Annotated in this window: 19 protein-coding genes; 12 read left to right on the forward strand and 7 right to left on the reverse strand. The window is 58.6% G+C overall.

Annotated features, from left to right (window positions below):
* Nucleotides 1-40: 40 nt before the first annotated feature.
* Nucleotides 41-1,267: a glutathionylspermidine synthase family protein gene (locus Q4577_RS14245; protein ID WP_303470270.1), complete on the reverse strand. Its 1,227-nt coding sequence runs from the start codon at nt 1,265-1,267 to the stop codon at nt 41-43.
* Between the two features lie 416 nt (nt 1,268-1,683).
* Between Q4577_RS14245 and Q4577_RS14250 the strand changes: the two genes are divergently transcribed.
* The 3 genes from Q4577_RS14250 (at nt 1,684) to Q4577_RS14260 (ending at nt 5,235) form a co-directional block, all read left to right on the forward strand.
* Nucleotides 1,684-2,901 carry an AAA family ATPase gene (locus Q4577_RS14250; protein WP_303470267.1) on the forward strand — a complete coding sequence of 406 codons (1,218 nt, stop codon included), beginning with the start codon at nt 1,684-1,686 and terminating at the stop codon, nt 2,899-2,901.
* On the forward strand, nt 2,901-3,854 hold the full coding sequence (gene repB / locus Q4577_RS14255; RefSeq protein ID WP_303470265.1) for a plasmid partitioning protein RepB: 954 nt from the start codon (nt 2,901-2,903) through the stop codon (nt 3,852-3,854). The genes Q4577_RS14250 and repB overlap by 1 nt, the downstream gene beginning before the upstream one ends.
* Nucleotides 3,855-4,095: 241 nt before the next feature.
* Nucleotides 4,096-5,235 (forward strand): helix-turn-helix domain-containing protein, encoded by a 1,140-nt coding sequence (locus Q4577_RS14260; RefSeq protein WP_303470263.1) that lies wholly within the window; start codon nt 4,096-4,098, stop codon nt 5,233-5,235.
* Between the two features lie 437 nt (nt 5,236-5,672).
* On the opposite strand, the gene Q4577_RS14265 is transcribed toward Q4577_RS14260, so the two are convergent.
* From Q4577_RS14265 to Q4577_RS14280, 4 genes are all read right to left on the reverse strand, one after another.
* Entirely contained in the window at nt 5,673-6,413 is a 741-nt protein-coding gene (locus Q4577_RS14265) for a sulfite exporter TauE/SafE family protein (protein ID WP_303470262.1), read from the reverse strand.
* Nucleotides 6,414-6,565: 152 nt separating this feature from the next.
* Nucleotides 6,566-7,759: a 3-oxoadipyl-CoA thiolase gene (gene pcaF, locus Q4577_RS14270; protein ID WP_303470260.1), complete on the reverse strand. Its 1,194-nt coding sequence runs from the start codon at nt 7,757-7,759 to the stop codon at nt 6,566-6,568.
* Nucleotides 7,756-8,445, reverse strand: a complete 690-nt coding sequence (locus tag Q4577_RS14275) for a 3-oxoacid CoA-transferase subunit B (protein ID WP_303470257.1) — start codon at nt 8,443-8,445, stop codon at nt 7,756-7,758. The genes pcaF and Q4577_RS14275 overlap by 4 nt, the downstream gene beginning before the upstream one ends.
* Nucleotides 8,442-9,149 carry a 3-oxoacid CoA-transferase subunit A gene (locus tag Q4577_RS14280; RefSeq protein WP_303470254.1) on the reverse strand — a complete coding sequence of 236 codons (708 nt, stop codon included), beginning with the start codon at nt 9,147-9,149 and terminating at the stop codon, nt 8,442-8,444. Before Q4577_RS14280 ends, Q4577_RS14275 begins: the two co-directional genes overlap by 4 nt.
* Nucleotides 9,150-9,258: 109 nt before the next feature.
* On the opposite strand from Q4577_RS14280, the gene Q4577_RS14285 reads away from it, so the two are divergent.
* Nucleotides 9,259-10,026, forward strand: a complete 768-nt coding sequence (locus Q4577_RS14285; protein ID WP_303470252.1) for an IclR family transcriptional regulator C-terminal domain-containing protein — start codon at nt 9,259-9,261, stop codon at nt 10,024-10,026.
* A gap of 100 nt (nt 10,027-10,126) precedes the next feature.
* Here the strand turns inward: Q4577_RS14285 and Q4577_RS14290 are convergent, their stop codons facing one another.
* Nucleotides 10,127-11,107 (reverse strand): sugar-binding transcriptional regulator, encoded by a 981-nt coding sequence (locus Q4577_RS14290; protein WP_244691102.1) that lies wholly within the window; start codon nt 11,105-11,107, stop codon nt 10,127-10,129.
* Nucleotides 11,108-11,324: 217 nt separating this feature from the next.
* Here Q4577_RS14290 and Q4577_RS14295 point away from each other — a divergent pair, with 217 nt between their 5' ends.
* The 8 genes from Q4577_RS14295 (at nt 11,325) to xylB (ending at nt 19,320) form a co-directional block, all read left to right on the forward strand.
* Nucleotides 11,325-12,764: an extracellular solute-binding protein gene (locus Q4577_RS14295; protein WP_303470247.1), complete on the forward strand. Its 1,440-nt coding sequence runs from the start codon at nt 11,325-11,327 to the stop codon at nt 12,762-12,764.
* A gap of 130 nt (nt 12,765-12,894) precedes the next feature.
* Entirely contained in the window at nt 12,895-13,770 is an 876-nt protein-coding gene (locus Q4577_RS14300) for a carbohydrate ABC transporter permease (RefSeq protein WP_303470246.1), read from the forward strand.
* A 4-nt stretch (nt 13,771-13,774) separates the two neighbouring features.
* Nucleotides 13,775-14,611, forward strand: coding sequence for a carbohydrate ABC transporter permease (locus Q4577_RS14305; protein ID WP_303470244.1), 837 nt, complete (start codon nt 13,775-13,777; stop codon nt 14,609-14,611).
* A gap of 4 nt (nt 14,612-14,615) precedes the next feature.
* Nucleotides 14,616-14,867, forward strand: a complete 252-nt coding sequence (locus Q4577_RS14310) for a DUF2160 family membrane protein (RefSeq protein ID WP_303470242.1) — start codon at nt 14,616-14,618, stop codon at nt 14,865-14,867.
* Between the two features lie 3 nt (nt 14,868-14,870).
* The gene (locus Q4577_RS14315) at nt 14,871-15,923 is read left to right on the forward strand and encodes an NAD(P)-dependent alcohol dehydrogenase (protein ID WP_303470240.1); all 1,053 of its coding nucleotides are present in this window, start codon (nt 14,871-14,873) and stop codon (nt 15,921-15,923) included.
* A gap of 12 nt (nt 15,924-15,935) precedes the next feature.
* On the forward strand, nt 15,936-16,997 hold the full coding sequence (locus tag Q4577_RS14320; protein WP_303470238.1) for an ABC transporter ATP-binding protein: 1,062 nt from the start codon (nt 15,936-15,938) through the stop codon (nt 16,995-16,997).
* A 42-nt stretch (nt 16,998-17,039) separates the two neighbouring features.
* Entirely contained in the window at nt 17,040-17,726 is a 687-nt protein-coding gene (locus Q4577_RS14325; RefSeq protein ID WP_303470236.1) for an HAD family phosphatase, read from the forward strand.
* A 142-nt stretch (nt 17,727-17,868) separates the two neighbouring features.
* Nucleotides 17,869-19,320 (forward strand): xylulokinase, encoded by a 1,452-nt coding sequence (gene xylB / locus Q4577_RS14330; RefSeq protein WP_303470234.1) that lies wholly within the window; start codon nt 17,869-17,871, stop codon nt 19,318-19,320.
* 23 nt (nt 19,321-19,343) lie between these two features.
* On the opposite strand, the gene Q4577_RS14335 is transcribed toward xylB, so the two are convergent.
* Nucleotides 19,344-20,363, reverse strand: a complete 1,020-nt coding sequence (locus tag Q4577_RS14335; RefSeq protein ID WP_303470232.1) for a GSU2403 family nucleotidyltransferase fold protein — start codon at nt 20,361-20,363, stop codon at nt 19,344-19,346.
* Nucleotides 20,364-20,418 lie beyond the last annotated feature (55 nt).

Below are 20,418 nucleotides of genomic sequence, written 5' to 3' on the forward strand. Positions count from 1 at the left end.
TCCTGCCTTTGGTCAAATTGGAACGTCCGGGTTTCGGGTGTTATACGCTGATATAATGCGGTTTGAACCGTGACAAATCCTGGGTGATGCGGGATCGGTCCTCGCGGACACCAATGCCGACACAGGTATCCCCCACCACCCAGGCACCGATCACGGGGCGGAAACCGTCGAACCGGGGCAGCGGAACATAGGCCTGAATGATGCGCGGGTGTTCGTCATAGTCAGTATTTTGTGCCGCTTCGATCACCTCGCCGGATTTGATGATCTCGACCGATGCCCCTTCTCGCGACAGGATCGGTTTGCGCACGTGCCCCGCCGCCAGTTGCGCCGCGGCCCGGTCAAAGGCCTCTGCCACATCCGGCGCAGCCGCCCCCCGCCCTGCCAATGCATCGCCGATGTCGGCCTCGAAAAACGCCGGCAAAAGATTGGGATGACCTTCGAACATTTGCCAGAGCACCGGCAAGAGCCCCTTGTTCGACAACAATGCCTTCCACGCGGGTTCCAGAAACAGACACCCGGACCCGGCAATATGCGCGGCATAATCGTCGCGCAGCAGATCCTCCCAGGGGTAGAGTTTGAACAACACCGCCATCACCCGGTCCTGATCGTCGAGGAATTGCCCCTCCTCGCTGATCGCTATCTTGTCGAGATCGCAATAATGCGCGCCAAGCCCGGCCTCGCGCGCGGCCCAGCCCATCGCTTCGACCGTGCCGTAATCTTCGGGATTGCCGCCGACGGCCGTAAAATGCAGGTCGCTGCCGCCCTCGAACACCGCGCCAAACCGCGCGACCAGCGCCTCGTGAATGCCATTGAACTGGTCACAGCCTTCGGCCAGCACGCCGGCGGCCAGCTGATCCTCCAGCCATTGCCATTGAAACGCCGCGCTTTCATAGAGCGACGTCGGCGTGTCGGCATTATATTCCAACAGCTTCGCCGGGGTCTTGCCATCATAGGCAAAATCAAACCGGCCATATATTTCCGGGTCCGCGCGCCGCCAGCTTTCTGCGACCAGATCGCGATGCGCTTCCGGGATTGCCAAACGCTCCATCAGCGCCTCGCTGTCGATGATCCTGGCAACGGCCTCGCGACACATGGCGTGCAATTCGGTCGCCGGATCTTCCAGATCATTTTCGATCTGTTCCAGCGTAAAAGCATAGGCCGAGGTTTCATCCCAATAGGGTTCGCCGTGCATGTCCGCAAAGGTAAAACCGACCTCCTCGGCATGGGCGCGCCAATTGGGCCGTTCCGGCAAAGTGACCTTCTGCATCTGACGCTCCCTGCTTGTCTGCGGCCAAAATCCAGTCGCTTTGGCCGTCCAGTACCCTGCCCCGCCCATTTAGGCGCTATTGAACAGGCTTACCAGACGTGCCCGATCCAGCGGACAGAACACAAGCCGATTCCATTGGAATCATTTGGCAATTTCGCCGCCTGCTTTGTGGTTTCGGCGCGACAAGGCGGAAAATTCCGCGCCCTGTGGATAAATCTTGTATAACCCAAGGTGCCGGGGTTTTGGGCAGTTTTACGTTCTATCCCGTTGAAATACATCAATTTAACAGCATGACGCCCGCCCATCACCCAAACCGGCCACCACCCGCATTCGCCCATCTCGTCAGCTTTTTGTAGACTTACGGGTGTTTGCTGATGTAGTCGTAAGAAAAACAATAACCGATGAGGACGGTGCAGATGAGAGAGCTTCTAGGCTCGGCGACGCTTGGCAACTTCAGCGAAGCGTTGGACGAAGCCCTGCGTCAGCAGGCCAGCAGGCTACATGCGCCCGATTCGCGCAAATCTGACAAGGGTTTGCGCCGATTCACCATCCGCGAAATGGCCGATATTGCCTTTCGTATGAACTATAATACCCTGCGCCATCATCTCAAGGCCATCGAAGGTTTGCCAGAGGGCGAAATGGAATCCGGCAATCGCCGGACCTTCTCGCTTGAAGAGATCCACGAAATCCAACAGCGGCTGTATGAGGCCGGCAAGATTTCCAATGACATGTACCCCGGTAAACACGAGGGCGACGAAACCACCAAGATCCTGTGTTACAACCTGAAAGGCGGGGTCTCCAAAACCACATGTTCGGCCAATCTGGCGCAATTTCTGGCCATGCGTGGCTTCAAGGTTCTGATTGTCGATCTCGACCCGCAGGCAAGCTGCTCTGACTTGTTTGATATTCAGGCCGACCTCGACAACATCGCGTCGATTTATGATGTGCTGCGCTATGAAGAGCAAAGCAGCGGTGATGCGCGTGTGCCAATCGCAGATGCGATTCAGGCCACCTATTTCCCCAATATCGACATCATTCCCGGTTCGATCTCCTTGACCGAATTCGAATATGAAACCGCCACCGCCGCCGCCCAGGGCATCCCGTTTTACTCGCGGATTTCCGATGCGCTGAGCGTCGTCGAAGACGCCTATGACGTGGTGATTTTTGACACGCCACCCCATATGTCGTTCTGCGTGATTGCCGCGCTTTATGCCTCAAACGCGATGCTGATCCCGCTTTCGGCGGGCATGCTGGATGTGGTCAGTCTGGTGAAATTTCTGGATCTTGCATCAAGCACCCTGGAAAGCATCGAAGGTGTCGACCCGGACAAACGGTTTGATTTTGTGCGGCTGTTGTTGACCCGGTATTCGCCCAATGATCCGGCGCAATTGCAACTCAGCTCGTTCCTGCGCAATACGCTGGGCAATTCGATGTTGAACACCGATTTCCTGAACTCGACCGCGATTGCCGACGCGGGCAACACGATGAACCCCCTGCTCGAGGTCGATCCGTCAAGCTTCACCCGCAAGACCTATGACCGCATTTTGGAAAGCCTGCATGGCATTGCCATGGAGATTGAGCGGGAAATCATGATTGGCCGCAACCGGATCGACGAGAATGAGGAGACCGCATAATGGCCCGTTCCGTTTTTGAAACCGGCCCCGGCCCGGCAAAGCCAGATGAGACCGCCCCGGACCGCCCGGCGCGCCCCAAACGCAAACCGATCATCAAGGGCGGCGCCGCCAGCGACAAATACATCCGTGCCGCCACCCAGGGCGGTGCCGACCGCACCTATCAGGAAATTGATGTCGACCAGATTCAGGACAGTCGTATTCGCGACCGGATCGACGTCAACGAAGATCTGGACAGCCTGGTCGAAAGCATCGAGGCCAATGGCCAACAGATCCCGATCCTTGTGCGCGTCGCCCAAGGTGGCGACAAAGCCTATGAGATTGTGGTTGGCCGTCGGCGGCTCGCCGCGACCCGGCGTCTGGGACGCACCCGGATCAAGGCCTTTGTCTCCAAGATGGATGACCGCGAGGCTTTTGTCGCGCAGGGGATCGAAAACTCTGCCCGGCTGGAAACCAGTTACATCGAACGCGCCCGCGCCGCGGCGCAGGGGATTGATGCCGGGTATGAGCAAAAAGACATTGCCGAATTCCTGAGCATTTCACGCACGCTGATCAACTTTATGGTCAAGAGCTATCAGGCCATCGGCGAGGATCTGGTGCTGGCCATTGGCCCCGCGCGGGGCGTTGGACGACGCAATTGGGACAAGCTGATCAGCGAAATGAGCCGCGCCGGGATCTCTCGCAAAGCGGCGCTGAAACTGGTGGACCGATCGCTGGACGACAGCGTCGACCGGTTCCATGCGGTGCTGAAGGCGGTGCAATCCGGTGGCAAGCGCCCTGCCCCACCACCCGCCGCAACCCAGAATGATTTTCTGAATGGGCGCGTGTCCATCAGTCAGAAATCGCGGCAATTGGTAATCAAGACCCGCAAAGACGCCCCACCAGAGATGTTGGAGCAAATCAGAGACCAAATCGAACAGGTCATCCGAAACTTTGAAGGTAAAGAGGAGGAGTAAAGCGTAAGCAACTGTAAAAAAACAACAAAACTGATTTACCCCGGTAAATCGCACAGGCATTAGCCAAATCAGGCAAGAACACAAAGAGGAGCAGGCACCCGCAAAAAAATAAAAGCCCCCCCGAAAACCAGTTCCGGGAGAGCTCATATAGGTCTTGTAGCAAAGCCTTCGTAGCTGTTTTCCCAACACTTTTCAACATCGGTTTTCGGTGAACGGGTAGATTTTGCCGTCTGACAACTGAATGAACACAATACTGCCCGCGGCATCGCCGCGCCGGCAAACGGTCGAGGTTTGCCAAAACTCTGGGTCCACTGCAAAATGCATGGACCGCTGGGAACTGCTATCACTTGTCACGGGCCTGCGCAAAGAGCTGGGCCTGGCGGACAGAGATGTGATGGTGTTGCGCGCCCATCTGTCGGTCATGCCGCACGGCCCGCTTGACCCTACGGGTCTGAACATTTCCTTCATGAGTATCACCAACATCCTGGAACGCGCCTGCGGCATGGATGAACGACGCTTTCGCCGCGGTGAAACCCGTTTGGAGCAGGCCGGATTGATCCGGCGTCGGCTGAGCGGCAATGGACGGCGTTTCCCGGAGCGCGACAAATCTGGTCGCGTTGTCAACGCCTATGGAATTGACCTTGCACCGTTGCTGGCCAGCTACGACGATCTGTTGGCGATGGCCGACTGGCGAGCGGAACAGGACCGCGTCGCACGTGCGCGCAGAAACAGCATCAGCGCCCGTCTTAGTGCCGCTGTGCGCGCTGTCATGGTCAGCAACGGCGCCCTGCCCGATTGGGTTGACGCCCTGCGTGACCGCCTTCGCAAAGCTGTTCGCAGAAAATCAACCGAGGCTCAGGAATTTGATGCAATCGAAACTGAGATTGCGCAACTGGAGACTCTCACTTCCGTGGATGCGAAGGCGCAAATTTACCCCGGCGACCGGGAACCAAGCGAAGTCGTGCCGGACAAATGTCCCGGGGATGACGGTCAAACTGTCCGGCACATAGAGTCGAAACCTAAAGATATAAAAAAAACGAACCCACATCGGTTTGATGAAAATCTATTGGCATCTCTCTGGGCGGACACAAAGACGCTGCAGCAATTCTACCCCGAATGTCCGCGACAGGAGCAAACAATGATAAAAGCGATAATCGACTTTTGTTCCTTCATGGCTTTGGAGCGGGATATCGTGATCCGAACGTTGTCTGCTCTCGGCTGGGAAAAAGCAATTGTCACCCTCGATTACCTTGCAGAGAAACTTCCATCGCTCAACCGACCGCATGGTTATTTGCAGTCGATGATTGACCGCTACGAAAAGGGTCAGGCCATCGCGGGTGGTCAGGTCACAGCAGACCACAGACCATTGGTTTTTGCATAGTAAAATGCGGCGCTCACCAACGGACAAAGGAATGCGGGGTTTTGGGAACCTCTGGGGCAGGGCGGTTTACCCCGGTAAATCCTGCGCGGATCAAACTACCAGAAGGCTTGAACAGATGCCTGAGATTTACCGCGGTAAACTGGATGAATGGACCAACGAAAAGGACGTTCTCAACCAACGGTATGGCACTGCGCGTCAGGGAGAATGTCAGGTATTATCGGACATACCAGCCCTCGAAAGGGCAGGGCGCTTATTGCGGAAAAATCAAATGAAAAGCGCCGCCGGTGGAATGCTCACGTTATCATTCCCAAGGTCCAAGCCGCTCAAGGCAACCGTAACAGTTACAACACCAAAGGTCACCTGACCTTTTCGCAATCTCCCCTGAACTATGGGCATTTTCCCACATACGGTGCAGCATTTTCCAGGGCACCGCGAATTCAACCGACAATCACCTCGTAAACCAGCTTTAGCGACACCGCCGCGAGGGCCAGCTCGACAAGGATAAAGAAAACCTTTTGCGGCAGGACACGCGCGATCCTTGCACCGCTCCACGCGCCAAGAAGTGTGCAGGGGGCAAGCCACATGGCATCCGGCAGGCTTTCCCAGGTGATTTGCCCTGCGACGATATAGGGCGGAAGTTTCATCAGGTTGACGACAGCAAAGAAAATCGTCGTCGTGCCCAGATACACCATTTTGTCCAGCTTCTGCGGCAGAACATAAGCTTGAAACGGCGGCCCGCCAGCGTGGGAAATATAGCTGGTGAAACCCGCCAACGTGCCCCAGAAAAGCCCCGGTCGCACACCGGCCTGTTTGGGCTGGCGTTCAACGCCTGACATGCGATTGCGCACTGAATTGATCAGGTAGTAAAATCCGATACCGGCCACCAGCAGCTTGATCGCATCGCCGGGCACGACCGAGACCGAAAAGAAGGCCGCCAAAACGCCAACCACCGCACCGGGCAACATGATCTTCAAATTTTTGACCGAGAACGCCTTGCGGAAAAGATAGATCGCATAGGTATCCGCCAGGATATAGAGCGGCAACAGCAATCCCGCCGCCATTGTCGGCGCCATGAAGATCGACATGAAAGGCACCGAAAGCATGGCGAGCATCGGCACGCCGCCCTTGGAAAGCCCCAACATAAAGGCCGCCAGCCCGGCAACGATCCAGAATTCCATAGGCCTATCCCTGCTGTGATCCAGCCCGAGACGCCGCTGGTTGCCTTGCCATATCAAGCTGGGGGCGAAAGGAAAATAGCTGTAAGGCCCGGCAAGGCCAAGATGCGCCACTGGTTGCGGCGCATCTCAATACTAGTAGCGTGCGGATAGGCTCACAGCCGCTCCAGGGCGATGGCAATACCCTGGCCGACACCGATGCACATGGTAGACAGGCTCTTTTCGCCGGGTTTCAGATCGTGCAGAACCGTGCCGGTGATGCGCGCGCCGGACATGCCCAGCGGATGACCCAGCGCAATTGCGCCGCCATTGGGGTTCACCCGTGGGTCATCGTCGGCAATGCCAAGGTCGCGCAGGGTCGCGAGGCCCTGACTTGCAAAAGCCTCGTTCAATTCGATGACGGCAAAATCATCCACCGTCAGCCCATAACGCTGCATCAGCTTTCCGGACGCAGGCGCAGGGCCAAAGCCCATGATGCGCGGCGCGACACCCGCCGTGGCCCCGCCCACGACCCGGGCCAGTGGTGTAAGACCATGCCGCTTCGCCGCCTCAGCTGAGGCAAGGACAAGCGCCGCCGCGCCGTCGTTCACCCCGGATGCATTGCCCGCCGTCACGCTGCCGCCGCTTCGAAACGGCGCGCGCAGAGCGGCGAGTTTGTCCAATGTCGTTGCGCGGGGATGTTCATCGGTGTCAACGACACGTGGATCGCCCTTGCGTTGGGGGATCGTGACCGGGGTGATTTCCCGCGATAGCCGCCCCGAGGATATCGCCGCCGCTGCCTTGGTCTGACTGCGCAGGGCAAAGGCATCCTGATCCTCGCGCGAGATTTTGAAATCCTCAGCGACATTTTCGGCGGTTTCCGGCATCGAGTCGACACCATATTGCGCCTCCATCAACGGATTGATGAACCGCCACCCGATTGTGGTGTCATGGATGGCGTTGGCGCGGGAAAAGGCGGTTTCGGCCTTGGGCATGACAAATGGCGCGCGGCTCATGCTTTCGACGCCCCCGGCAATCGCAAGGTCGATTTCCCCGGCACGAATGGCGCGGGCGGCGGTGATCACCGCATCCATGCCCGACCCGCACAGACGGTTCAGCGTGGTGCCGGGAACGGAATCCGGCAGACCAGCCAAAAGCGCCGACATGCGCGCGACATTCCGGTTGTCTTCGCCGGCCTGATTGGCGCAGCCGTAAAACACCTCGTCCACCGCGGCCCAATCCATGTCATTGCGCGCCATCAGGGCGCGGATCGGCACTGCGCCAAGATCGTCGGCGCGCACCGTGGCAAGGCTTCCGCCAAAGCGGCCGATCGGGGTGCGGATGTAGTCGCAGATATAAACCTCGGTCATGCCAGATCCTCCGGGCAGATCAGATCCTTGACCGGGCCGTCGTCGTGCAGCGGCGCGCCGGTCAGGGCCTGTAGGGCGTCGCGTGAAATCGCCGGGATCTTTTCGCGCAGGACAAAACGGCCTGCGTCGATGTCAATCACCGCAAGCGAGGTGTAGACCCGCGTGACACACTTGACCCCGGTCAGTGGCAGGCTGCATTTTTCGACCAGCTTCGGCGCGCCCTTTTTGGTGACATGATCCGTCAGAACCGCGATGCGCTTGGCGCTTTGCACCAGGTCCATCGCCCCGCCAACCGCCGGAACACCGCCGCGCCCGGTGGACCAATTTGCCAGATCACCGTTCTGCGCCACTTCATAGGCACCCAGGATGGCCACATCCAGATGGCCGCCGCGCACCATGGCAAAACTGTCGGCGTGATGGAAAAATGCCGTTCCCGGTTTCAGCGTGATGGCCTTTTTGCCGGCATTGATCAGGTCCCAATCCTCTTGCCCTTTTTCGGGGGCCTCCCCAAAGTTCAACACGCCGTTTTCGGTGTGAAAAATCGCCTGCCGCCCCTTGGGCTGGAAACCGGCAACCATCTCCGGAAAGCCGATGCCAAGGTTGACATAGGCCCCATCTTCGATGTCCTGCGCCGCGCGCCAAGCGATTTGGGCGTTCGACAGTTTGATTTCGGAAATATCGATCATGGGTATACAGCCTCCTGGCGGTTCAGGTCTTCTTCCTGGGCCGGGTTGGGCACATGGACGATGTGATTGACAAAAATGCCGGGGGTGATGACGTGATCCGGGTCGATCGCGCCCAAGGGCACGATATGTGATGCCTGAACCAATGTGGTTGTCGCGGCGGTTGCCATGATCGGGTTGAAATTGCGCGCCGCGCGCCGATAGGTCAGATTGCCATGTGGATCGGCGCATTCCGCTTTGATCAGGGCAAAATCGGCCTTAAGCCAACGCTCGCGCACATAGTGGCGACCGTCGAATTCTTCGATCTGCTTGCCCTCGGCCAGAGTGGTGCCAAAACCCGTTGGCGTGTAAAACGCGGGAATGCCGGCGCCGCCTGCGCGAATGCGTTCGGCGAGCGTGCCCTGGGGCACGATGTCCAGCGAGATCCGGCCATCCAGATAGCGTTCCGTGAACACACGCGGGTCCGCCGAACGTGGGAAAGAACAGATCAGCCTGTCAACCTGACCCTGTTCGATCAGCGCGGCCAGCCCGACATGGCCATTTCCGGCATTGTTGTTGATCACCGTCAGATGTTTCGCGCCGTGATCGATTAATGCGTGGATCAATTCGACCGGCGCACCCGATCCGCCGAACCCGCCAATCATGACTGTGGCACCATCGGGAATCTCTGCGACCGCCTGTTGAAGCGTGGCAATGGTCTTGTCCATATCTGTGTCCTCCAAAGAACTGGGGATCAGATAGACCGGGGCAGGGGACCGGGCCAGAGAATTTGTTCATACCTTGACATTTGTTCACTTACTGCACAACCTTGTGCGCATGACGAACAAATCCACAGATTTCATCGCCTCCTTTGCCAAGGGGCTTCGGGTGATTGAATGTTTTGGCGCGGAAACGCCCCGGCTTACCATTTCGGATGTGGCGGTGCGGACCGGGCTGGATCGGGCGACGGCGCGGCGATGTCTGTTGACGCTGCACCAACTGGGCTATGCGGATTATGACGGCAAATTCTTTACCGCCACGCCAAAAATCCTGCGGTTGGGCATGTCGGCACTGGCGGCTTTGCCGCTGCCACAATTGGTGCAGCCCTGGTTGGATCAATTGTCGGAACAGATCGGGCAATCGACATCAGTGTCGATTCTGGACGGGACTGAAATTGTCTATCTTGCCCGCGCGGTGCAGCGGCGGGTGATGTCGATTGGCCTGATGCCGGGGTCGCGTTTGCCTGCGCATTGCACGTCAATGGGGCGCGTTTTGTTGGCGGCTTTGCCCGAAGAAGAGGTGCGCGCCATTTTGGATCGCGCCGACCTTGTGCCGCGCACGGTCCACAGCCTGACTGAACCGGACGATATCATCGCGGAATTGGAAATGGTGCGCGCACGCGGCTATGCCATTATTGATCAGGAGGTCGAAATTGGCCTGCGGTCGATTGCCGTGCCTTTGCGCAACATTCGGGGCGATGTGGTGGCCGCGCTGAACACCGGCGTCGCCGCCAACCAAAGCGCCGCGACAGAGCTGGAAACGCTGTTCCTGCCGGATCTGATCAGAACGCAAACCGGGTTGAAGCGGGTGCTGGGATCGTATTGATCACAGCCGGGCTTGGCATGAGGGTGGGGAACGCCGAACGGCAGACACCCGGAAATGTCTTGCCGGGCAAGATCGCCACATTCCAAACCGGGCAGGGCGATTACCTTGCTTCGGTCCCATCTTTGCCGCCTGCGGCAATCAGCAATTTTGCGGTCTTGTCATCGGTGACCAGCGTATCGACAAAGCCACGACGACAGGCGGCGCGGATGATATCAACCTTGTGTGGTCCGGCGGCTGCCATGATTTTTTCCGGCACGCCCAGCACCTGATCCAACGGCATGCCGACGGTGCGGTTGTCGACCTCTTGTGACACCGAATGGCCGTTCCGGTCGAGAAACTGGCCCAGCACGTCGCCAATTGCGCCGTTCTGGATCAGAGATTGCGGGCTCATCCCATGTGGCAGACCGTTTTCGACAAGAAAGGATTTCTCTGACACGTTGGAGCAGGTCAGCAAGACCGCATCCAGCGACTGAAATTTGTCAAAATGCTCTTTGAGTGCGTATTGCGACAAGAACAGATCGCGGTCGATGCCTTCGGACAGATAGATTGGGGCGGTCAAAACCGAATATTGCGCCCCAAGCGCATTTGCGAACCCCGATGCAATGCCAAATGAATTCAGGGTCGACCCCTTGGCCGTCCCGCCCAGGATGGACACAACCTCCAGCTCCGGGTGCGATTGGCGCGACAGTTTCTTGATCGTCGCATCCAGCGTCAGCCCCCAGGACACCCCAAACGACCTCCAGTCGCCGGTTGCCAACCGTTCGGTCATCAACGCCGCCAGCGCCGCACCAACCGATTTGTGGTAGTCATATTGCGTTTCATTGGCCGGGCTGATGACGGCGCGCCGCAGTCCCAAAGATGTCTTGAGGGTTTCTTGCAGTTCGACCCGGGGCAAAAACGGCGATTCAATCTGAATTTTCACAAAGCCAAGTGATTTTGCCCGTTGGATTGCCTGATTGACCCGCAATCGCGTCACGTTGAGCTGGCGGGCGATTTCCGCCTGCGTCATCTCGTTCACGTAATAATGCCAGCAAACTTCTGTGACGAAGGCGTGGCTGTCTTCAATCTGTTCCCGTGCCAAATCGTTTTCCTCCCTGACGTGCCGCCACGATTCAAAAATTAGGCACAGTGCGCCCAAGATCGCACCGTTACAAATGCTTTGCAATCCATACATATGAAAATTTACAGTTGCATCATAAAGATTACAAATGCATCATCTGGCCGAGAGGTGGCGCGAATCGCAGGGAGAAACCGGCGGTGCCGCGCAAAAAGCCTCTGGGAAAATTGGGAGGAAAGCCGTGAAATCTGTATTCAAACTGGGCGCATCTGCGCTTGCTCTGACGGTCGCCGGGACATCGGCCTGGGCCGAAATTGATAACGCATGGTGGAAAGAAGCCGCCGCACCCTATCAGGGGGTGACCATTCGCGGCGTCACTGAATCCTCGCCGCCGTCGCTGTATATCCGCGAAGTGCTCGCGCCTGAATTCGAGGCCCTGACCGGCATTCGGGTTGATGTCGAAACCACGTCCTGGGACCAGATGTTTGACAAGGCGATCAAGGATATGGAGGCCGGCACCGGCATCTATGACATGGCCTATATCGAGCAGGACATTATCTATTCCTACCTCGCGCGGGATTTTCTGACCGATCTGACCACATTTCTGGGCGACAATCCCGGTCTGAAGGCCGCGACCTATGACGAGGCGAATTTCACCACCTTCGCTGATTACTTCAAGGACGATGGCGGCCATCTTTATGGTGTGCCGATGGAGGCCTTTCTGAAGGTCTATCTCTACCGCACGGATCTGTTCAACGATCCCGAGATTCAGGCCGCCTTCAAGGCAGAGACAGGCCGCGATCTGGCGCCCGCAACAACCCATGACGAATATGCGGAAATCGCCCGCTTCTTTACCGCTTATGGTGAAGAAAACGATATGGATCTCTGGGGAACCACGGCGCAGGCGCACACCGGGCATGTGGCATCCTGGTATGAATATTTTGAATCCGTGGCACCCACTTTCGGGGTCTACAACTGGGGGATCGACGCCGGGAACAATTACGCCGCTTCGGTTGCCAATGGCGGCGAAATGAACAGCCCGGATGCGGTCGAGGCATTGACCTGGTGGCTGAGCATGCGCGACATCGCCCCGCCTGAATCCCCGGCGTCGACATGGACCGAGGTTGGCACAACCTTTGGCGCGGGCCGCGCGGCACAGGGGTTGGTCTATGGCGAAAACGCCGGCTGGATCGCAGCGGATGACACCAAATCCCTGGTGGTTGGCAATGTCGGTGTGGCCCTGCCACCGCTCAAGGCGGGTGTGCTTGACGAAGTCGAAGGTGGCACAGGTTATATCGGCTATTATGACGGCGGGGCCTTTGGCATGCCGCATTCGTCCAAAAACAAAGAGGCCACCGCCCTGTTCCTGCAATATATCGGCCAGAACGAAGTTCAGCCGGATTGGGCCGTCGCCGCGCCGCGTGTGACCAACACCGCCACCTATGACGACCCCAAGGTGCAGGATATGAACGACCGGCTCAGCGGGTATTATGACCTGATCAAGGACAAGGGCTATCTCTTTGCCGGCGCTCCGGCCTATCCGTTCCACGCCCAGGTGCGCGAAGCGACGGCGCCGATCTTCTATCAGATCCTGACAGGGGATCTGACGCCCCAGGATGGTCTCGACCAGATGGCGGCCACTGCGGAAACAACGCTGAGCGAGCTTGGCTACCGCAAGTAACCGGTACTCCCTGTCGGTTACAAACGGGCCGCCGCATCTGTCGGCGGCCCACTTCCGAAAAAAATCTTATCCCGAACATGACGCAGTTACAGTGCCCGGACACGGGTTCTGAACAATGGGGAGGTGCAAAATGCAATCCAAGAGACTCGGCTGGTTCCTGCTGGCGCCGACGTTAACAATCCTGTTCTTTTTCGGTGTCTTACCGTTTTTCTACGTTGTCTATGTATCGTTTCACTCCTGGAACCCCTTTGCGGTTGATCCGAACATGGTGTTCAACGGTGCGGACAACTTCCGCAAGATTGTGTTCGATCCTGCCTTTCTGAATTCGGTGAGTGTGACGGTTCTGTTTGTGCTGTTTGCCGTAATCTCGGAATTGATTGTCGGCTATCTTCTGGCACAGGCCTTCATGCGGGATTTTCCCGGCAAGGCGATTTTCCGCACCATTCACACGCTTCCGCTGATCATGGCGCCGATCATTGTCGGCTCTGTCTGGAAGCTGATGACCACACCGTCGATCGGGATCATCCCGCATTATCTGGACGAATGGTTTGGCATCACCATGAACATCGGCACCTCCGCCCCGGCGGCGTTTGCCACCATCGTGATCATGGACATCTGGCATTGGACCCCGCTGGTCACACTGACATTGATTGCCGCGCTGGTGTCATTGCCGCCGGATCCGTTTGAACAGGCCCAAATTGACGGGGCGAACAAGCGCCAGATCTTTTGGCATATCACCCTGCCGATGATTGCGCCCGCCGTTGTTGCAACCGTCTTTATCCGCCTGATGGATGCATTGCGGACGGTGGACGAGGTCTGGATGCTGACCGGCGGCGGCCCCGGATCGGCCACACGGTTTGTCGGCGTCCATATCTTCAAGGAGGTATTCCCAAAAACGAACTATGGTTATGGATCAACCATTTCCGTGATCGTTCTCTACCTCACGATTGTGGTCTGCTGGTTGCTTTATGTGACCATGCTTGCCCCGCGCAGCAAGAAGGATTGAGACCATGAAAAAGCAAAACCCGATCATTGGCATTGTGTTCTGGACCCTGGTCAGTTTCCTGACATTGTTCCCGATTTACTGGCTGTTCGTGATTTCGGTGAAACCGGCGGTACAGCTGTTTTCCACCCCGGAATTGATCCTGTCCGATCCCTATTGGGGCAATTATGCCAAGGTCTGGGGCGACCGGTTGCTGCGCAGTTACATGTTGAATTCGGTCATCATCTCGACCGGCAACGCGGTGTTGTGCACGGTCCTGGGCTTTTTCGCCTGTTACGCGCTGTCGCGGTTCAACATGAGCGGCAAAGAGTCGATCTTTTTCTGGACCATCACCAACCGGATGGCGCCGCCGGCCGTCTTTCTGCTGCCATTGTTCCTGTTGATGACCCAGGTCTATTCAGTGGGGGAATGGCGGTTGCTGGACACACGGATCGGCATGATCCTGGTCTATTGCACCTTCAATCTGCCTTTTGCGATCTGGACGTTGCGCCCGACCGTGGATGGCATCCCGAAAGAGCTGGACGAAGCGGCATATGTCGATGGCGCAAGCTCCTGGAAGGTGATCACCGAGGTTGTCTTTCCCCTCTGCCGCCCCGGTCTGGCGGTGACCCTGATCCTGACATGGGTCTTTGCCTGGAATGAATACCTGTTGGCGGCGACGCTGACCAATTTCAATGCGCGCACCCTGACCACGGGCCTGAGCGAATATGTGACCACAACCGGCACCGAATGGGGCGTGATGGCGACGATCTCTGTGTTCACGCTGATCCCGGCGCTGATCGTTTTTGGCCTGGTACAGAAACATATTGTGGCCGGTCTGACCTTTGGCGCGGTGAAAGGATAACAAGATGGTTGATCAAAACGATGCCCCCCTCGCGGCGGCGCATTTCGAAGAGGAAAACGCACCGCCAATTGCCCAGAAGAAGGCCGGGTTCCTGCCGATCGAAACCAATTGGTTTGACCGTGTCTTCATCTCGGTGGTGATCTGGATTGCGCTGTCGCTGCTGTGGTTTCGGGTCTTTGAACCGCTGGGCCTGTCGATCTGGATTTCAAATGCAATCGCCGTCGCCTTGGCCGTGTTCATCGTAAGGAAAGGGTGAAACATGAAATCTCTGGTGCTTGAAAAGAAAGATGAAATCAATCTGCGGGATTTCCCGGCGATTGATCGTGAGGAAGAGGTTCTGGGCCCGCGTGATCTGCGTATCAAATTGCATACGGTCGGGATCTGCGGCTCTGATGTCCATTATTACACCCATGGCCGTATCGGGCCGTTTGTGGTGAACGAACCGATGATCCTCGGGCACGAGGCCGCGGGCACGGTGATCGAAACCGGCAGCGCCGTCACCACATTGAAGGTCGGCGACCGGGTTTGCATGGAACCGGGCATTCCCGACCCCAACAGCCGCGCAACCCAGCTTGGCATGTATAATATTGACCCGGCCGTCCGTTTTTGGGCGACCCCGCCGGTGCATGGCATCCTGCGCCCCACCTGTGTGCATCCAGAGGCCTTTACCTTCAAACTGCCCGACAACGTCAGCTTTGGCGAGGCGGCGATGGTCGAACCCCTTGCGGTGGGGGTGCATGCTGCTACCAAGGCGCGGGTGAAACCGGGGGACAATGCGGTTGTCATGGGGGCCGGGCCGATTGGGCTTGTCACCGCGCTGGCCGCTTTGGCGGCGGGATGCGCGCGGGTCTATGTGACCGATCTGGCCGAGCAAAAACTTGAAATCGCCAGATCCCTCAGCCCGGCGATCACCCCGGTGCATGTCACATCGGAAAACCTCGTCGATGTGGTCAGCCGCGACACCGATGGATGGGGGGTGGATATCGTATTCGAGGCCACCGGCAGCCCCCATGCCGCCAAAACGGTTTTCGAACCGCTTTGCCCCGGCGGCTGTGTCGTGATGATCGGCGGCCAGCCCGATCCCATCCAATATGACGCCGGGGCCGCGATGATCCGCGAAGCCCGGGTCGAGAACATCTTTCGCTATGCGCATGTGTTCCCGCGATGTGTCGGCATGCTCAGCACCGGGGCGATCGACGTCAAACCCCTGATCACCAGAACATTTGAATTCAAAGACAGCGTGCATGCGTTCGACATCGCCGCCTCTGCCCCCCCGGCAGACGTGAAAATACAGATCGAACTGCCGCAATAAGGAAACAGCGAAATGGCCAACGTAACAATCGACAATGTGATCAAACGCTATGGCTCGGTGCAGGTGATGCACGGCGTCAGCGTTGACATTGAAGACGGCGAATTCGTCGTGCTGGTCGGCCCGTCGGGCTGTGGGAAATCCACGCTGCTGCGCATGTTGGCAGGGCTGGAGGAAATCAGCGACGGCACGATTTCCATTGGCGACCGGGTGGTGAATGACGTGCCGCCAAAAGAGCGCGACATCGCCATGGTGTTCCAGAGCTACGCGCTTTACCCGCACAAGACGGTGTATGACAACATCGGGTTTCCGTTGAAAATGGCCAAGCGTCCAAAAGCGGAAATTGACGAACAGGTGACAAAAGCGGCCGGCATTCTCGACCTGACCAAATATCTGAAACGCTACCCCAAGGAACTGTCGGGCGGACAACGTCAACGGGTGGCCATGGGGCGGGCCATCGTGCGCGATCCGCAGGTCTTTTTGTTTGATGAACCGCTGTCCAATCTTGACGCAAAACTGCGGGTGACGATGCGGATCGAAATCAAGGAGTTGCACCAACGTCTGGGCACGACCATCGTCTATGTCACCCACGATCAGATCGAAGCGATGACCATGGCCGACAAGATTGTTGTCATGCGCGACGGCAAGGTCGAACAGATCGGCAGCCCGCTGGATCTTTATGACAATCCCAACAACACCTTTGTTGCCAGCTTTATCGGCTCGCCGTCGATGAATTTTGTCCATGGCAAGATCGCGACAGAGGCCGGACAGAAGATCTTCCTGTCCGACAGCGGCATGAAACTGCCGTTGCCCGCCACCGAGGCCCAGGAAGGCCGGGCCGTAACCTATGGCGTGCGCCCGGAGCATATCCAGATTGGTGACAGCGGCGTTCCGATGGAGGTGGTTGTGGTCGAACCCACCGGATCGGAAACCCAGATCTTTGCCAAATCCGGCAAGGATGTGATCGACGCATTGGTCAAGGAACGGATCAGCGCCCGGCCGCAGTCGACGTTGGGGTTTGTGATCAATCCGGATGATGTGCACCTGTTTGATCGCGCCAGTGAACAGCGCATTTGATCAACCGCTGCTGTGCCTGAAATGCCGGGGAAAGGATGTCGCATGTCGCCAATCAAGGCTGTAATTTTTGATCTCGACGGCTGCCTTGTCGATAGCGAACCCTTGTCGCTGGCGGCAATCGCCGCCGAAATGCGCCAGATTGGCATTGCCGATGCCACGGCGCAGGAGATCGGGGACCGCTTTCTGGGCGTCGCCATGCCGGTCATTTCCGATTACGTGACCCGGCGGCTGGGCCGGGCGATCCCGGCGGATTTCTCCCTGCGGGTCGAGCGACGGTTGCTGGCCGCATATGCCACCGATTTGCGGCAAATCGACGGGGCTGCCGCCCTGTTGGCGGATTTGCAGCAACTGGGGCTTGGCATGGCCATTGCCACCGGCGGATCGCTGCGGCGCATGTCGGTGACACTGGAGATTGCCGGTCTGGCGGATTGGTTCGCCGGCACGGCGTCCAGCGCCGAAGAGGTCCGCAATGGCAAGCCTGCGCCGGATTTGTTCCAACTGGGCTTGGATCGGCTGCAACTGGCCCCGTCTGACTGTCTTGTGCTCGAAGATTCGCCGCATGGGATCAGGGGCGCCTGTGCGGCGGGTATTCCGGCCATCGGCTTTGTCGGTGGCAGTCACCTTGATGATCGCAAGGCAGAGCACGCCGCGATCCTGCGGAATGCCGGCGCGGTGGATGTGTTTGAAACCCTTGCGGAGGTTGGGCAATTTGTCCGGTCTGCGGGATAAGGCTAGGGGCAGGGACGCGCGCCAGATCGACGGTGATCCCGCGCACCCCCCAGGGTATGCCGCGCCGTTTCCGGCCCGGCTGACAGAAATCGACCAGACCGGCGCGCATGGGATGCAGCGCCACTATGTGAAGGGGATTTGAATGACGTTTCTTGGCATCGACCTTGGGACTTCTGGCCTGCGCGTCCTGCTTGTGGATGAAAACGGCGCATCATTGGGATCGGTGGAACGCCATTATCAGGCGGCACATCCCCATCCCGGTTGGTCGGAACAGGACCCGGCGGATTGGATTGCCGCGTTGGAGGCTGCCATCGCAGAGCTGCGTGCCGGCTGTCCCGGTTTTGCAGAATTGCGCGGCATCGGCGTGGCCGGCCAGATGCACGGCGCGACGCTGCTGGACGACAGCGGGGCGGTTCTGCGGCCCTGCATTCTGTGGAATGGCCAACGGTCCCATAGCGAAGCGGCGGATCTGGATGCCACCGACGGCGTGCGCGCGATATCGGGAAACATCGTGTTCCCCGGATTTACCGCGCCAAAGCTGGAATGGGTGCGCAGACATGAACCTGCGATCTTTGCCAAAACGGCCAAGGTTCTGCTGCCGGCGGCCTATCTGAATTACTATCTGACGGGGGAATACGTCGGGGATATGTCGGACAGCGCCGGCACCTCCTGGCTGGATGTCAAGGAACGGCAATGGTCGGACCGTCTGTTGGAGGCAAGCCATATGCGCCGGGATCAGATGCCCCGGTTGGTCGAAGGCTCTGGTGCAGCCGGGCAATTGCGGCCGGCGCTCGCGGCGCAATGGGGGCTGTTCCAGGCGGTCACCGTCGCTGGCGGTGCGGCGGACAATGCGGCGGCGGCCTGTGGGATTGGCGCGCTGGACGAGGGGCAGGGATTTGTGTCGCTTGGCACCTCCGGGGTGCTGTTGGCGGCGCGCGACGGCTATCGGCCCGCGCCCGAAACTGCGGTGCATACTTTTTGCCACGCGGTGCCGGGGCGGTGGTATCAAATGGGCGTCATGTTGTCGGCCACGGACAGCATGAACTGGCTGGCGCGGATTGTCGGGCAAAATCCGTCTGATTTGACAGCGGCGCTTGGCGATACATTGGCCGGGCCGGGAAATGTGCGGTTTTTGCCCTATCTCTCGGGCGAACGCACACCCCATAATGATGCGGAAATTCGCGGCGGTCTGACCGGTCTGGCGACCTCGACCACGCGCAGCGATTTGGTGCGGGCGGTGCTTGAGGGGGTGGCCTTTGGCCTGCGCGACAGTTTCGATGCCCTGGCGGCGACGGATGTTCGGATGGACCGGATCATTGCCATTGGTGGCGGCAGCGCGTCACGTTACTGGCTGAAACTGATCGCGACGGTGTTGAACGTGCCCTTGCAATTGCCGGGGTCCGGCGAATTTGGCGCGGCGCTGGGGGCGGCCCGGCTGGGGATGATTGCCGCGACCGGGGGCACGCCGGAACAGATCATCACCCCGCCAGACATCCATGTCGAAATCCCGCCCGATCCGTCGCTTCAGGCGCAGTTTGAAGAGGCGTATCAGGCATTTCGCGCGGCGTATCCCGGACTGAAGGCGATCCAGTGATCTGCGGGCTTCGGCCCTGAAGGTCAGCCAAGCTGGCGCAGGATGTCTTGGGTTTGCGGCATCAGCGCCAGGCTGGCCTCTGTCCGGGTGCGCCAACGCGGCCCCCGGGATTGGGCATCTTGCCAGGCGGCGGCCAGATCGTCGGGTCGGTCCTCTGCCAGAATGGCAATCAAAAACGCCGCCTGACCGCGATCCTTGCGCGCCTTCATCTGATCGGGGCCGCCCCGGCGGCGATCAGCGACAATCAGCTTGTGAATGGCAAATCGTTCGGGGCGGGGGATCTGGACCAATACGCCGGACCGATACAGCGCGACCGCATGGATCGGATCGGCGATCAGATAGTTGAGATAGTTCAACGCCTGTGCGCTGACCCCAAGGGCGGGCAGGGGTTTCACCCGTTCGTCGCCAAAGGCCGGTGTCAGAAATTCCACCATGGCCGTGCCGTGGTTTTGTCGCCATTTCCAGATCTGGCGATCCTGAAGCCCCGGCACCGGGTCAAATTTGAGGCTTTGCAGAATGTCGCCCGGTGTCTCTTCGACCTGATCGCCAAGCGCGACAGAAAGCCGTTCGAAACTGGCGAAATCCATGTCACCGGTCTGGGCCAGCTCGTCTGAGCCGAACCGCACCCCCAATTCCCCCTGATACAATGCATATGCCCCGGTGCCGACCAGCGTCCCGCCCAACCGGAACAGGCCGGACCGGGCAAAGGCCAACAGCATCGACCCAGTGTCGCGATCGGTTGCAATAAACCCCTCTGCACGCAACAGCCGCGCCAAACGTGCCATCGCGGACCGGCGTTCCGCCGCCTCGGCCTTTAGGGCCGTTGCGCGGGCAAGACGCTGGCGCAGGGCAGGGGTGCCTTCGCCCAGATAGCGGCTTTTCATCTCTGTGCCGATGCGGAACTTGTCATAAAGGTAGCTGCGCCCGTTGCGTTGGCGTTCCTCTATGCTGCCAATAAGATCGGACGCCATTGCATCAAGATGCATCCGCAGCAGATCGTGATAGGCCACTTGGGCAATGCGGGAATGGGATTGGGCGGGCATGGGGCCTCTGACGTTTGTGTGCCGCGACCGTGTGCAGCGATTGTGTGCAGCAATT

Origin of the sequence: Marinovum sp. 2_MG-2023 (assembly GCF_030548265.1) — a bacterium.
Classification (GTDB): domain Bacteria; phylum Pseudomonadota; class Alphaproteobacteria; order Rhodobacterales; family Rhodobacteraceae; genus Marinovum.